The sequence below is a fragment of the Peribacillus sp. NPDC096448 genome (assembly GCF_044762675.1).
GTDB lineage: Bacteria > Bacillota > Bacilli > Bacillales > DSM-1321 > Peribacillus > Peribacillus frigoritolerans_B.
Window position 1 is genome coordinate 202,053 of sequence record NZ_JBIWEU010000008.1, and the last position, 15,952, is coordinate 218,004.

Genomic DNA, 15,952 nt, shown 5'->3' on the forward strand with positions numbered 1-15,952 from the left:
TCCCCTAATATTTTGCTAAACTATAGGTATATCATTCTAACTATTCATTAGGAGGAAATCATGAAGAAACTAGCTTTAGTTTCCAGCTTATTGTTGATGAGCGTATTGTTCCTGGCCGGATGCTCGGATGAGCCAAGTCCGGAAGATCGCTTTGCGGCATACACGAAGCTTTGGAATAAACAAGATTTTGCGAAAATGTACGATTATCTGTCACCTGAGACAAAGAAAGAAATCAGTGCGGATGAATTTGAGAAGCGTTATGAAAAAATCTATACGGGCATTGAAGCCGACCAATTAAAGGTGGACTATAAACAGCCAAAAGAAGAAAAAGACCATAAAGATGGAGAAAAGGTAAGCCTTTCATATACCGTTGATATGTCCACTATGGCGGGTGCTGTCAGCTCTGACCATAAAGCGACACTTGTCAAGGAAGGGGAAGGCGAGAAAGAAAATTGGTACATCAAGTGGGATGAAAGCTACATATTCCCTCAATTGGAAGCCGGTGAGAAGGTATCGGTTGAATCGTATCCAGCCATTCGGGGGGAAATTGTCGATCGAAATGAACGCGGCCTTGCCATGAATGGAACGGTAGCGGAAGTGGGAATCGTGCCGGAGAAAATGGCCAACGAATCCGAAACGGTTAAAAAGGTCGCTGGAATCCTCAATATGTCCACCGACGAAGTGAATCAGAAATTAAAACAAACATGGGTAAAGCCAAGCTATTTCGTGCCCATCAAGAAAATGTCAAATGATAATACCGCAACTTTGGAAAAGCTATTGAGTATTGCAGGGGTATCCGTCAATAATACGGAAGAGCGTATATATCCGTATAAAGAGGCTACTGCCCATCTAATCGGATATGTCGGTGAGGCATCAGCCGAGGATCTGGAGAAATTGAAAGGAAAAGGATATACCGCAAGTGATGTTATTGGCAAGCGAGGTCTTGAGGAAGTGTTGGAAGCGCGGCTTAAAGGCAAGCCAGGCGGTAAAATCTTCATTAAAACCGAAGATGGCGTAGAAAAAGTGATTGCTGAAAAGCCTGCTGAAGAGGGAGAAACAATTACATTGACCATCGACGCCGAGCTTCAAAAGGATATCTTCAAGCAATATAAAAACGAAGCCGGGGGGTCGGCATCGGCAATTGACCCGAAGACAGGCGAAACGCTTGCACTTGTTTCAAGTCCGTCATTCGATCCTAATAAATATATTTTCGGAATAACGAAAGCGGAACAAAAAGCGCTTGAAGAAGACCCGAAAAAGCCACTTCTGAACCGCTTCAGTTCGACGTTTGCACCTGGTTCAACCATAAAGGCCATCACTGCGGCGATCGCTTTGAAAAATGGTGTGGATCCGAAAGAGTCGATCAATATCCAAGGGAAAACGTGGGCCAAATCGACATGGAAAGATCATTCCATTACAAGGGTTTCGGACCCTGGTGTTCCAATCGATATGGATAAGGCATTAATTTATTCAGACAATATTTACTTTGCCCAAAAAGCTCTCGGGCTTGGAAAGGAAAAATTCACAAATGGACTCAAGGCTTTCGGATTTGATGAGTCTTTGAATTATGATTATCCGATCAAAGCATCGAGCATCGGCAAGATCGACAGTGAGGGACGATTGGCCGATGCAGGTTATGGTCAAGCGCAAGTTCAAATGAGCACGCTCCATCTCGCCATGACCTATTCAGCCTTCTTGAATGAAGGTAACATCCCGGTACCTTTCTTAATAACAGGAGATAAAATGGAAAAGAAAATATGGAAAGAAAATGCGATATCTGCAGACCAAGCAAATCAGGTCACCAAGATGCTGACACAAGTAGTGGAGCATCCTAAGGGAAGCGGACATGGAATAGCTGATCTTGGCATCAAAATCGCTGCCAAAACGGGAACTGCTGAAATCAAGGCATCCAAAAATGCTGACGGAACAGAAAATGGCTGGTTTGTTGCCATGGACACAGAAGACCCGGAACTTCTCATGGCATGGATGATGGAAGATGTAAAAGGACGAGGCGGCAGCCATGTCGTTGTCGATCATATGAAACCGGTGTTGAAGAAGTATTTGAAGTAAGAAAAAAGTCACCCAACAGGACTGGGCAAGTATTTAACATTAAAAAGCAGGACATTGGTTTCTTCCATGTCCTGCTTTTATTTTGGTTGTGGATTCCAATTTGTTACGACAATGAAGCTTGATTTGAAGGATAATGGGGCGTACATACAGAATGTAAAAAGGGAGTTCAGAAACTTGCAAGTTACCCGGCACCCCAATGTAGTCCTGAAATCATGATTTCTGCAGCAGTGACATCATCCAGGCCGTTATGTTACCACATGCCGATGGATTGAACAGGATAAAGACTTGAAGGATAAATAGACTAGGAGTGAGGATGAAAAGGAATGAGAAGTTTAAAGTATTTGTTTATCGCTTTCTTTATCATTTTTTTTGCATTTCCTTCTCATGAAGCAACGGCAGCAGAAGAGAATATAACGATGGAAGTGAAACTCAAGAATTATTTGGGGAATAGAACCAGCGTCAAAATAACGGCAACCGGTGACTACCGTACATCAGGGGGCGAGTTATTCATTAAGGCGGGGGAAAATCTGACTTTGAAAGTGGAGTCGGATAAACTTGCCGTATACAAAGGTTTTAAGAAAACGGGATCTTATGGTTCCTTTAAGGTAATACCAGTTAAACGTGATGGATCATTGTCCATTAATGGCCGTCCGTATCAGGGCTCATTTTCATTTACAGTGGAGGACGGTTACATCCGGCCAATCAATACTGTTTACATGGAAGATTATCTAAAGGGCGTCGTCCCTCTGGAGATGCCTGCACTATGGCATGCCGAGGCCTTAAAAGCACAGGCGGTTGCCGCCCGGACTTATGCACTTCGCCATCAATCCACAATAATTGATGATACGGTTTCTTACCAAGTATATGGCGGGGCTGCCGGTCACTATCGAACTAATTCAGCCATTGAACAGACAAAGGGCATGGTAATCAAGCATGATGGCGAAATAATCGAAGCGTTCTTTTCCTCAAGCAATGGAGGAATGACCGAATCGAATTCAAATGTTTGGTCAAGTGGCAACCCCCTTGCATATTTATCTATAAAAGAAGATTTCTTTGATCCGAAAACCAGTTGGGAGATAACGCTGGACAAGCAGCAAATCGACCTTTCAAAAATGGATTTATCTAAACCGGAAGAATGGTGGACAAGTGTAGAGGAAAAAGATAAAACGGTTGTGCCGAAGCTTAAGGTTTGGCTGAAGAATAATGGATATGCGCAGAAAGATATTAAAATAACGGAGATTCCCTTTTTAACTTTTTTAGATGAAAAAACGGGAGGCCGTGTAACGAAGGGTTCCATCCAATTGAATTTCTATGTAAGGGATCTCGTTGATGACAGGGGGAAGCTTTTGCAGCAAAGGGTTAAGCTTACTAATGTAGCGGCTTCCAAAATCAGGGGCATGCTTGGGCAAGAGGTGATGAAAAGCTATCTGGTTGACCATTCATCCTCCGGTGACTCCAAAATTTCAATTAAAGGGTCAGGATATGGGCATGGTGTCGGGCTAAGTCAGTTTGGGGCGAAAAACAGAGCGGAAGCAGGGCAATCCTATCAAGATATTTTGGGGTTTTATTATTCTGATACAACTATAGAAAAGGAATATGGACCAGGTGCTGGATCTAAAACGGATCTTGTCGTAAAGGCGGAACCGAATACAGTAAGCATGAAAGGGAAAACGGATTATTTAAGTGATGAGGTTGGAATCACATACTCCCTAAAAGAAGATGCTGTGGTAACACTCACGATTAAAGATTATAAAGGTAAATCCTTAGCTACCCCAGTCCATGACCAAACAATGAAAAAGGGTACCCATTCAGCAACCTGGAACACAAAAGCGGTAAGTAACGGTACATATGAAGCAGAAATATCAGCAATGGACCGAGGCGGGAATGAAAGTATGGAAACAATGCCGATTAAGATCAGTAAAGATACGTCGGCACCGAAAATCACCGATATCAAAACAGCGGGCGACTATAGTACCGAGAAAGCGAACATAACGTATACAATTAATGAAAACACTAATGTAACAGTGAAAATTAAGAACAGTAAAGGTAAGGTTGTTGGCATCCTTTCTGAAAGCCAGTTCAATAAAGGCAGGCAATCCGCAACATGGGATTTCAAAAATATGTCCAACGGGATATATACGGTGACAATCTCAGCTAAGGATAAGAGTGACAATCAGAAAACCATTTCAACGAAAATCTCGATTAGGAAGACGACGGGAATAGTGACAGCAAGCGAATTATCTATTAAAGAAAACAGAAATGCATCTTCTGAAACGGTTGGGAATCTATACAGGGACCAATCCATAACGATCCTGGCTCAACAAGATGAATGGTACAAAGTGAAAAAGGGAAGCCAAATTGGGTATGTATTAAAAAAACATGTAAAAAAATGAATGAGCAGGACGTCAATCATGGCGTCTTTTTTTGCTCTTTTTTATTATGGCATTCATCAAACTCACTAGTAAAAAGTGCGAATTCAGAGTGAAATTCGGAACTCACGAGTAAATATACTAAATTCACGAGTAAAAGGCGGAAACTCACGAGTAAATGCCCCAAATTCACGAGTAAAAGGCGGAAACTCACGAGTAAAGCCCACAAACTTCGCCATAACTTGAGTTAACGGACCTCAATAAAAATAAAAACCGAAAAAAATCCAGTTAATGAGAATCTTAAAAGAGGAATGATGTACTCATTCCTCTTTTGTTTTATGCTGACCGGGTGTGAACGGAACACCGGCGGCCTTTGTAATGATTTTTGAGATATCGGTATTTTCAATGACTCCATCAAAGGCTTCACTGCCTGGACCCGAGGCGAAAACGGGGATCATATTGGCTGTGTGCCCTCCTGTGTAACTGGCCGCCCGTGTGCTTCGATCAGCTACGCCCGCCTTATGGTGCCTGGCGATGGTGCTTCCGATTTCCCAATCTATTTGATGCTGCGGATAAACTAGCGTTTTATTCTTTCTTACGTTATCGATGAATTGATCGACTTCCTGATCCGTAAGGGATATATGTGCATACTTTTTGAATGTGGAAACGACACTTTCTGGATTGATTTCATTATTTTTATCGAATGTTAGCTGTTTCGACATATATTCAGATGAAACCCTGATTTTTTTCAATGCAGTGATATCCATTGTTTCAGAAGCGGAGGTCCCCATTGTTTCGTGGTCTGCAAGAACTACGATCAACGTATCATTTCGATTTTTTGCCCAATTTACAACCTCTTTCACGGTTTGATCAAATTCGATCGTTTCTTTCCATATTCCAGTGATGTCGGCTGCATGCTCCATATGGTCAATACGCGCACCTTCTGCCATCAAGAAAAATCCCTTATCACCTCGGGATAAAATATCCAAAGCTTTGGATGTCATTTCGGGCAAGGATGGCTCTTGAGAATGTAATACTTCTTTATCCAGTTTAAAATTCATATAGTTAGGGTGAAATAATCCTAAAAGTTTTTCCGGTTCATTAATGGAACTAAGTTCTTCTTTAGTCGTCGTAATCCCATAGCCAGCTTGTTTAAATTTAGCGATTAGATCCTCGCCATTCTGCTTCTCCGCCTCGAAATAACTGGCACCACCGCCGAGAATGACGTCGATCCGTTTATCAAAGAGCTGCCTTGCGATATTTGCGCCACCTGTCCAGCGGTTAGGCACACTTGCACCAAAGGCAGCGGGTGTGGCATCGACTACCATATTGGTTGAGATGATCCCGACTTTTTTTCCTTCGTTCTGAAAAGCGTCCAATACACTATCCACCTCGGAACCATTGGCATCGACACCGATTGATTCATTGTTGGTTTTTATACCAGTGGCAATCGCTGACCCTCCTGCTGCCGAGTCAGTGACGTAATTATTGGCGGAATACGTGCGCATCAGGGCAACATGCTCCAGTTTTTCCAAATGCAGTACACCTGTCTTTCCATATTCCAATTGCCGGGCAATTTCTATTGCCCCTAACCCCATGCCGTCGCCAATCAGCAATATGACATTCTTGGGGGTGTTTTGTGTTTCTGCTTGAATAGGGGAACTCATGCAAAAAAAGCAAATTATAAGCACCAATAATCCAAAACGATGCGGCTGTGCAAGTTTATGTCTGGATGTCTTATTCATCTGTTATCCTCCATTGGGTGAAAGTCTTTCTATTATTTGTTTAAATGGATAAAAAAACCCCTCTCTGATATTCAGGATGGAGCTAATCTTTTTAGCGCTGTTAGCGGCATCCAGTCGGTTTTTGCGTAATTTATCTTTCAAAAAAAGAAAGAATTTCTATATAATTACAATGTGAGTGATAATTTAAACAGTAAATACTTAACTGATATAATTTCACTAAAGTTCAATTGAGATAATAGGAGAGAAAACCCTTATGCTATCCAGTATGAAAAAGTTCTTCAAAGAAGGTTCTAAAGACTTGAAGAGAATTTATAAGTTGGTAGAAGAAGTGAATCGGCTAGAGGGTAAATATGAAAGATATTCTGATCTGGAATTAAGCGGAATGAAGGATAGGTTTAAAAGCATATTGGATGCTGGTGATAATATATTGGATATACAAGCCGAAGCTTTTGCGGTCGTGAGGGAGGCTTCCAAGCGAGTATTGAATCTTAGGCACCATGATGTTCAGCTTGCAGGCGGTTTTGTCCTGGTTGAAGGGGGCATTGCACAAATGAATACGGGCGAGGGGAAGACACTTGTCTCTACTTTGTCTAGCTATTTACATGCACTGTACGGAAATGGTGTGCATATTATAACGGCCAATGAATATTTGGCCAAACGTGATAAAGAGTTAATGGGACAGATTCTTGAATTTCTAGGATTGTCGGTTGGTTTGAACATTTCCCAAATGGGACCTTCCGAGAAACGTGAAGCGTATGCGGCAGATATCACGTATGGGACGGCAACAGAGTTCGGTTTCGATTATTTGCGGGATAATCTGGTTTACCGAAGGGAAGACAAGGTTCAAAGAGGACACCGATTTGCCATTATCGATGAGATTGACAGCATCTTGATTGATGAAGCAAGGACACCATTAATCATTGCGGGCAGGGCAAGCGACGGAACCGAGCTTCACCGGATCACGGCGCAAATGATGAAGACATTTATAGAAAAGGATGATTACGGGATTTTCATCGAGTCAAGGTCCGCCTTTTTCACGGATCAAGGTGCTTCCAAGATTGAAGAGGCCTTTGGTATCGACAATCTGTATGGAATGGAACATCAAGAGTTATTACATAATGTTACACAGGCGCTAAAAGCCCATGCAATCATGAAAATGGATGTGGACTACATTGTCATCGATGGAAAGATTGCAATCATCGATAAATTCACAGGCAGGGTGATGGAAGGGCGAAGCTTCAGTGATGGGCTTCATCAAGCAATTGAGGCAAAAGAGGGATTGGAGATTTCCGAAGAGAATGAAACACAGGCTATGATTTCCGTCCAAAATTATTTTCGATTATATCATTCAATGTCTGGGATGACAGGGAGTGCCATGCCATCAAAGTCTGAATTCCAGGAAATATATCAGCTCCCCGTCATTGAAATTCCAACTAATGTGCCTATTATTCGAGTTGATGAGGTTGATTTGATTTATATAGATGAAACCAGCAAAATCAACAAAATCGTCACGGAAGTAAAACGGATTCATGAAGGAGGCAGACCTATCCTGATCGGGACGACCTCCATTGAGCAATCTGAAAAAATTTCGGTTCATCTGGACAACCGGAAAATTAAACATCAAATCCTTAATGCAAAGACGGAAGAGGATGAAGCGGAAATCATTGCGAATGCCGGGCAAAAAAATCAAGTGATGCTGGCTACGAACATGGCTGGGAGAGGAACGGATATATTACTTGGGAATGGTGTCAAGGAATTGGGCGGCCTTCATATTATCGGTACGGAGCGACACGAAAGCCGTCGGATCGATATGCAGCTAAGAGGACGTTCCGGCCGGCAGGGTGATCCTGGTTCAACACAATTCATCATTTCTTTGGAAGATGATTTGTTTGATTTTTATGATGAAGAAGAAATCGGACGTTATATCAAGAAAATCAAAACGGATGAAAATGGGTTGGTGCTGAGCCCTGCACCCGATAAATTCGTTAAAATGGTTCAGGAAACGGTAGAGCAGATGCATCAATCAAGCCGATACCATTTATTGAAGTTAGAACATGCATTAAATGAGCAGAGTAAAATCATCTATGCAATGAGGGATCGGATTCTGGATGTGGAGCCTGTTCGGATGTCGGCCATTTTACTTGAATACATCGAAAAGTACATTACTCGGCTCACTTACCGTGAACATTTAGCGGAGCCTGATTCCTCTGACTTTATGGAAGAGCTATTCCTTGTTTTCCTGTCATTAGGTTGGCAGGCAAGTGATTTGCAGGATATAGAAGGTCAAATTCAAGGAAAGGCGTTGGAGGCTTTAGGTGAATTGGAATCGAGACTGGTGATCTTTCAAGACGATGCAGAATGGGGAAATCAGTTGCGCGCATTCATGCTGCAGCACATCGATACAAATTGGATGAACCATTTAGATGAAATGAACAGTATGAAGGAAGGCATTGGCTTAAGCGGATATGGTCAGCAGGACCCATATACGTTGTTTGAAAAAGCAGCTCTCAGTCAATTCAACCTTCTATTAAGTAAAATTGAGGCGGAGATAAGCATCCGTTTTATGGACTATATTAAAAGCAATCAGGAAGATGCAGCTTCTTTGGAGGGTGAGGAACGATGAGTTTATTGGGAAAAAGGGATAATGCAGCTTCAGATGTATATAAGTTAACAGATCAGGATGACACCGTTCATACTGTGCTGATGTTTCATAAGGGGTGGGATATTTCCAAGCAAGAGGAATATGTATATAAATTCCACTATCAAAGGCTGCCTGCATTAAAACCGAACCAAATTTCAATATCCGGCATTAAGCTGACTAGGGTGGAAGATGATGTAATCATAGAAGCTTTTCTACGAAATTCAATAGAGAAAGCTGTCAGGTTTGATATCGTGGATTTACTTTTAGTTGATGGAGATGGAAAAATACTGGCAAAAAAGTCATTCGATTTCACAGAGCTTGGTGAGATACCAGCACTTTCAAGCATGCCATGGCGTTTCTTATTCGAGGAAGGAGATATTTTGGCCGAATCAATCCCTGATGAAGGTTGGAAGATTGCTTTTGAATGGAAGAGAAAGTAGGAAAACAACCGCATGAACTTGCGGCAATCTGCAGCTTTTTGCCGGAGTGCCAAAGCAAAGCCGTCATCCTTTTAGTGATGAAGGCTTTTTGTTTATAAGGGAAGTCATTAGTGCTAAATATTTATGCCGTTTTCTGTGTGCAATTTCTCATAAATGGCAACGCTAAGTAATATTTATAAGTAATCTTCCGCAATCAGGCTTAACCAAGGCTTGGTAATAATGAAGAGGAAAGTGGCAGGAGCATGAAGAATAACCTGAATCAACGATTGAAGGAGAGGCTATTTGAATTATTGTCATTCTCAATCGTGGCCATACTTTTCATTTATACGAATGATAGGATGGGTAACGATCTTTCTATTGGAATAATTACGATAATCATCGGTGTTGCCGGTTTTATTGTTTATCTGAAGGAATGGATATCGAATGGAATCGTAAAGGGCACCATTTTTTCAGTTTTCCTTTTTTCGATCATGGCCTTTTTCCTTGGGGACATCTGGTTTTATCGTTATTATTCGACACCTATAACATCCTATATGTGGATGCAAAAAAGCAACCTGAATGGGCTTGGTGAAAGTATATTCAGTATGATGGAAATGAAGGATGCGATCTTTCTTCTGACAGGCATTCCAATTGCTGAGTCATTTGTGAAGAAAAAATACCCCCTCAAGCATATGGCACTTGTGCCGGCCGTAATATTCCTGATGATAGCAGGATTAAAACCGATCAAGAATATCTTTATCGACAAAGTGGATATAACCATGCGTTATGAGGCGAATACCTTCTTGCGAAACTGGGGTCCCATCGGTCATCATGCATTGGATACGTATGCCTATTTTACCGACTTGGGAAGGCATGGAATGTCTTCGGAAGAAAAGAAGGCAGTTTCTGAACACTTCAATAAAAAGAAAAGAAAGGAAAATGCCCATTCTGGATCCTTGGAGGGGAAGAATCTCATTATCATCCAGGTTGAATCTTTACAGGCGTTTCCGCTCTTTCAAACCAGTGCCGGGCAGGAGGTCACGCCATTCATGAATGAACTGGCGAAAGGGGGATTGTATTTCCCGCGTGTATACCCGCAGACGGTATTTGGAAATTCATCTGATGGTGAGCTTATCGTGAATACCGGACTATTTCCTTTAAAGCAAGGTGCGACCTTTTTTCGGTTCCCTTATAATGATTTTCCTGGTCTTGCCACGGAATTAAAGAAGTCGGATTATCAAAGTTTTGCTTTCCACGGAGATGAAGAAGACTTTTGGAATAGGCAGCATGCATATCCCTCGCTAGGTTTTGATGACTATCTTTCCATAGAGGATATGCAGCAGGATGAAATGATTTCGATGGGCTTGGGAGACCGCAGTTTTTTCAACCAAAGCTATGATTTCTTAAAAGATAAACAAAACCCCTATTACGCTTTTTTCGTTACTTTGACCAGCCATGTACCTTTTTCACTGCCGAAGGAACAGATAACATTGAAGTCTGAAGTTGGAAAAGAGAATAGTTACCTGACTAAATATTTTGGAGCGATTCATTATACAGATTCAGCAATCGGGGATTTCGTGAAGAAGTTGAAGGACGGCGGGAAGTTGAAAGACAGCGTGATTGTCATTTACGGAGATCATGATGGGCTATTTTTAAAAGATAAACACGAGGTTGAAGCGTATTACGGTAGTAAAATTAGCGATGAAGAGTGGATTGAAAAATATATGCCCATTCCCGTGATCATTTATCAGGAGGGTATGAAAGGGAGAACGATTGATAAGGTAGCGGGCCAAATCGATATTTTACCAACTCTATATGATCTGTTCAATATTAAGAGCTCTTCATACTTCGGAGAGAGCATGCTGGATGGCGAAGAGGGCGATGCTTTGATATTAAAAGGGGATTATGGTTCTCAAATGAAAATAAATGGGGAAGGCAAGGTCGAAGGATTTTCACCAGAAGACCAAAAGGAGATTGATCTGAGTGATCAAGTGATACGTTCCGATTACTTTAAACAAAGTGAGAAAAAGGTAAAAAAAGAGGATGACTGATAAAAGCCATCCTCCTTCCATTATAATCCCAAATGTGTTTTAACACGATTTTGGGCTTGAAGCTTCGTATCTTCTGGAACGATGTTGTACCAAACGCCATCTACCCGTTGATTGTCACCTTCAAGTGTATATTGTTCAATATTTTTGAGGGATGATTTGTAGTTATTTTGAATGCTCAACATTTCATTGAAACTTAAATTGGTTTCCACGTTTTTACCTAGAGCTTCGAATATATCGTCATAATTAGTAAGTGTTGACAGACTTGCCCCTTTTTTCATGACAGCTTGGATAACTTGGCGTTGCCGCATTTGCCGTCCATAATCCCCGCGGGGATCTTCTTTACGGATTCGGGAATAAATCAAGGCCTCTTTACCATTTAAGTCGATTGTGCCTTTGTTGAAGGTAAATCCTTTATAGGCAAGGTCCATATCATTATCGACTGTGACACCACCAACAGCATTCACAATATCCTGAAAGCCTTCCATATTCATTTTGACGTAATAATCAATCGGAATATCCAAATAGGATTCCACTGTATTTATCGACATGGCGACACCGCCATACGCATAGGCATGGTTCATTTTATCATTTATACCTTTACCGACGATCTCTGTACGCGTATCTCTCGGTAAACTCAATAACTCAATCGATTCTTTTTTAGGATTAACGGTCATGACAATCATCGTATCTGATCGACCTGAGTCATTTTTTCTTTCATCCACACCAAGAATCAGTAATGAAAATGGATCTTGGCTTTTGAACTTGATGTCCTCTACACGTTTATCCGTTTTATGGGCTGTACCCTGCATAGTGCTAATCGCACCGGCTAATGATTGATAAACTGAAGCGCCATAAACACCTGCGCCAATGAAAAGGATAAGAAGGGTGAAGCCGATTATTTTAAACGTTTTGCGTTTCTTTTTCTTTTTTTTATGTTCGGATCTCATTTAATATTCCTCCCTTAACCATCCCACAAAAATGGAAGGTGTGAAAAAGTACCTAGTCGGTATTTTTAACTATACCTTTTTTTTGTCAAAAATAGAATAGTTTCTTTTTGTAGTTAGAGTGCATATTTACCTTTTTTCATCTAAAAAAACGAAGGATTCTAAATTCCTTCGTTTGCACATCATTCGATTGTTTCAAAAATTGTATAGCCAGAGATAAATAAGCTATGAATCTTTTGACATAAAATTGCCAGACTTTAAGAGAAAGTCTGGCAAGTAAATCTTATAAACTTCTATAACCGATGATTTTACTTTTGAAATAAGAGTTTGAGGTAGTACTGATCGTTACTCCCTTACTTGATGAGGCATGAATGAATTCCCCGCCGCCCAAGTAGATTCCCATATGGCTTATGACTGATTTATTGGAACCCGTTGCAAAGAAGATAAGATCGCCGCTTTTCGGTGAAGTGACTTTTTTACCCATATCATAGTATGTGGACGATGAAAGCCTTGGAACATCATACCCAGCCTTCTTGAACGTATAGTAAATGAATCCGCTGCAATCGAAACCTGATGGGGAGGAACCCGCCCACGAATATGGTGTACCAATTAATTTTTTTGCTTCGGAAACGAGCTTGGCCACTTTGTTCCCCGAACTTGGGGCATCCACTTTTCCGCCATCGTTTTTATCTGCAGGGGCAGTGCTAGCCGATTTACTTAATTTCAGTTTTTGACCCACTCTGATTAAATCGGATTTTAACGAGTTGATTGATTTAAGCTGGGTCACAGTCAAGTTCGTTTTTCTGGAGATTTTGGAAAGAGTATCACCTTTTACCACAATGTATGTAGACGAATTGGCTGGGGTCTGTGTACCATTGGATGGGTTGGAGCTGCCGGGTAAATCAATGGTAGTGGTGGTGGTTGATTTGGATACGATAAGTTTGTTTCCTGCATAAATCCTATCGGATTTTAAGTTATTCAGTTTCATCAATTCAGCAAGTGTAAGGTTATGCTTGTTTGCTATCCTGGTTAAGGTATCACCTGAAACAATGGTATATGTGGTTTTCTTTGTTGTTTTCACGGAAACTGAAGAAGCATTTGATGTTGTTTTGGAGTTGGGTGTAATTAATTTTTGATTGATTCTCAAGAAGTCTGATTTTAAGTTATTAAGCTGTTTTAAGTCTTTTACCGTCGTATTATGCTTCTGGGCGATTTTACTTAAGTTATCACCGCTTTTAACTGTATATGTACCGGCAAGGGCAGGAGAAACAAAAGTCGAAGATAAAATGGCTAATGTCGAAAATGCGACAACACTTTTTTTCACTATTTTCCACCTCAAATATGTCTTTTTCCCTATTCTAACAAAATAAATGGGTTTAAACATATTACATTTTTGTTACAAGGGGAAAATAGTATTATTTTACTGGTTTATATTGGTGGTGTTTGAGTATTGAAATCTACAATATTTTCTATATTATGAGTCTTTTTTCACATTGTGGAGTCTTGCGTTTTCATTTGTCATTCCCTGTAAAAATACCTCTGTTTATGGATTGTAAATTTCCATAAAAAAGAAAACCCACTTCGTTTTACGAAGTGGGTGGTTTTATTTAAAAAGGAAATCAACTAAATTCCTGCTTGAATTTCCCGTGGAGTACTCATTCCATTTTTGGTTAAAGGATGCGATCTTCATTAATGAATGATTGGCGGTACGGATTTTCCTTAAGAGATCTTCTGTGGTAGATACCACGGGTCCGGGCATGGAAGAGGAGTAATCCTCCCAGAATCCCCGTTCCTGCACATACTTTTCTAAATCATATGCAAAGAATATCATGGGTCTTTCCAAGAAAGAGAATTCAAATGGAATCGATGAGTAATCGGTTATTAAAAGATCCGTACTGATCAGCAGTTGATTAACGTGAAAATCACTATCGACAGGGTAAATGAATCCCGGGAATTTATCTTGTAAATCATGCTCCGCTTTTACAGCTGGATGCAATTTTAGTACTAACGCATAATTTTCGCCCTTAAGTTCCTTGTAGAGCAATTCCAAATCAAGTGCAATCTCTCCATTGTTCAAACCGTCATTACGAAATGTAGGGGCATATAATATGATTTTCTTATGCTCAAGCTCTGGATACTTGGCCAGCAAAGCATTACGGGCAGTTCTTTTTGATTCATCATTAAAAAAGAAATCGGTCCGAGGTATCCCGGTCCTTAGGATATGGGATGCCGGCAGTTGAAAACTTTCTTGATAAATCTCGGCCATTCTCTCCGAACCTGCAGTAACGTAATCAAATTTATTATATACCTCAAAAAATCTTTTCCTTGCACCGGCTGAACGGTTTTTAATGGAAGGATCTTTTGCTCCGAATTGCTTAATGGCACCTGCCGCATGCCACACTTGGACACAGGTCACTTGCTTTTTGAATGCAATGGCTGAAAGAAAGCCAAAATAATTATCGATGATAATCCATTTTGATGTAGCCAGATGATAAATCGATCGGATCATGGCACTGATATTTTTTGATTCAAACGGAAGGACGATGGTTTCCCCATCGTCCTTAACTTGTATAGAACTGCTTGATTTCATTAAAAATACCTTTTGAACGGAAATGTCCTGCTTGTCCATTTCATCTGCGATATATTGGCAATTGTCCCCGAATGATGTGACAAAGGTCGTTTTGTCATATAAAGGGAAAAGTTTAAAGATAGAGAATAAAACTTTGAAACAAAAAAGATAAATCCCTATCGCGAATTCTTTAGCCATTAGTGACTTGTAGAAGGTCATCTTTAATTTGGGAAGTCGAAATGCCGATTGTTCTTGGAAGGTAGACCACTTCACAAACTTCGGATAATTCATCGAATTGGCCTTTCCAGTCATCACCCATTACAAAGATATCCACACCTTCACGAACGATGTCTTCCCTCTTTTGTTCCCAATTGTCTTCAGGTATGACTTCATCCACATAACGAATTGATTCAAGGATCATTTTTCTGTTTTCAAAGCTGTGATAAGCTTTTTTATCTTTTAAAGCATTGAATTCATCCGTTGAAATGGCAACGATCAGATAATCCCCTAAATCTTTAGCGCGTTTTAATAGATTGATATGCCCCCAATGAAGCAAATCAAAGGTTCCGTAAGTGATTACTTTCTTCATTTTTATTCCTCCTTTAAGACTCTTAAACTGTTATTCAATCAATTAATATATATTTGGTCTAATAGAATATGAAATGGAACAATAAAACAGGCAACTAGCATTTCAATTCTGCTTGATGTTTTTCTATATTTTTAGGCAATGACATTCTCTAACTAATTATAACTTAATAGCTTTACAAATAAACCACAATTTTTTTACAAATAAACCACATTTTTTTACATTGATGATTATTGTAAATATTGATTTTTAAGTTAAAATTAAATGTTGACTAATTTGCATTACACTAAAGGGCATAATAAAGTGTCTATAATTAATGTAAGGATTTATACTGAATGGTATTTAAAAATAATTTTCCTCACATTAATGAATGAAGAAAGATTTCATTATCCTTGCTGCAATCAGAAAGGCCACACACAATTTTACCACGTTTAGTAGAGAACAACTAGAGGAGCTTCATGAATCCCTGTTTTCTAATAGTGAATGTGAAGCGGAAGAATCGCATAAAGGAAAGAGGATGGGTCATCTACAGGCCCTAAATCTATCGCTTAACATTTT

Annotated in this window: 10 protein-coding genes; 5 read left to right on the top strand and 5 right to left on the bottom strand. The window is 40.2% G+C overall.

Going from position 1 to position 15,952, the window contains the following annotated elements:
- The first annotated feature begins 60 nt into the window (after positions 1-60).
- Together ACIQ0C_RS15530 and ACIQ0C_RS15535 are read left to right on the top strand one after the other, a co-directional pair.
- Positions 61-2,070 (top strand): penicillin-binding transpeptidase domain-containing protein, encoded by a 2,010-nt coding sequence (locus tag ACIQ0C_RS15530; RefSeq protein ID WP_403061452.1) that lies wholly within the window; start codon positions 61-63, stop codon positions 2,068-2,070.
- Between the two features lie 323 nt (positions 2,071-2,393).
- Positions 2,394-4,463 (top strand): SpoIID/LytB domain-containing protein, encoded by a 2,070-nt coding sequence (locus tag ACIQ0C_RS15535; RefSeq protein ID WP_403061455.1) that lies wholly within the window; start codon positions 2,394-2,396, stop codon positions 4,461-4,463.
- Between the two features lie 296 nt (positions 4,464-4,759).
- On the opposite strand, the gene ACIQ0C_RS15540 is transcribed toward ACIQ0C_RS15535, so the two are convergent.
- Positions 4,760-6,184, bottom strand: a complete 1,425-nt coding sequence (locus ACIQ0C_RS15540) for an alkaline phosphatase (protein WP_403061458.1) — start codon at positions 6,182-6,184, stop codon at positions 4,760-4,762.
- 253 nt (positions 6,185-6,437) lie between these two features.
- On the opposite strand from ACIQ0C_RS15540, the gene secA reads away from it, so the two are divergent.
- The 3 genes from secA to ACIQ0C_RS15555 all read left to right on the top strand — a co-directional run bounded on the left by secA (position 6,438) and on the right by ACIQ0C_RS15555 (position 11,295).
- Complete coding sequence (gene secA / locus ACIQ0C_RS15545) at positions 6,438-8,807, top strand: preprotein translocase subunit SecA (protein ID WP_403061461.1); 2,370 nt, start codon at positions 6,438-6,440, stop codon at positions 8,805-8,807.
- Positions 8,804-9,265, top strand: coding sequence for an SLAP domain-containing protein (locus ACIQ0C_RS15550; protein WP_403061464.1), 462 nt, complete (start codon positions 8,804-8,806; stop codon positions 9,263-9,265). Before secA ends, ACIQ0C_RS15550 begins: the two co-directional genes overlap by 4 nt.
- Positions 9,266-9,507: 242 nt before the next feature.
- Entirely contained in the window at positions 9,508-11,295 is a 1,788-nt protein-coding gene (locus ACIQ0C_RS15555; protein ID WP_403061467.1) for an LTA synthase family protein, read from the top strand.
- A 20-nt stretch (positions 11,296-11,315) separates the two neighbouring features.
- On the opposite strand, the gene ACIQ0C_RS15560 is transcribed toward ACIQ0C_RS15555, so the two are convergent.
- The 4 genes from ACIQ0C_RS15560 to tagD form a co-directional block, all read right to left on the bottom strand.
- A complete protein-coding gene (locus ACIQ0C_RS15560; protein ID WP_403061470.1) occupies positions 11,316-12,242 on the bottom strand; it encodes an LCP family glycopolymer transferase in 927 nt (308 codons plus the stop codon).
- Between the two features lie 280 nt (positions 12,243-12,522).
- Entirely contained in the window at positions 12,523-13,563 is a 1,041-nt protein-coding gene (locus tag ACIQ0C_RS15565; protein WP_403061473.1) for a C40 family peptidase, read from the bottom strand.
- Between the two features lie 279 nt (positions 13,564-13,842).
- Positions 13,843-15,006 (bottom strand): CDP-glycerol glycerophosphotransferase family protein, encoded by a 1,164-nt coding sequence (locus tag ACIQ0C_RS15570; RefSeq protein ID WP_403061476.1) that lies wholly within the window; start codon positions 15,004-15,006, stop codon positions 13,843-13,845.
- A complete protein-coding gene (gene tagD, locus ACIQ0C_RS15575; RefSeq protein ID WP_057278149.1) occupies positions 14,999-15,397 on the bottom strand; it encodes a glycerol-3-phosphate cytidylyltransferase in 399 nt (132 codons plus the stop codon). Before tagD ends, ACIQ0C_RS15570 begins: the two co-directional genes overlap by 8 nt.
- Positions 15,398-15,952 lie beyond the last annotated feature (555 nt).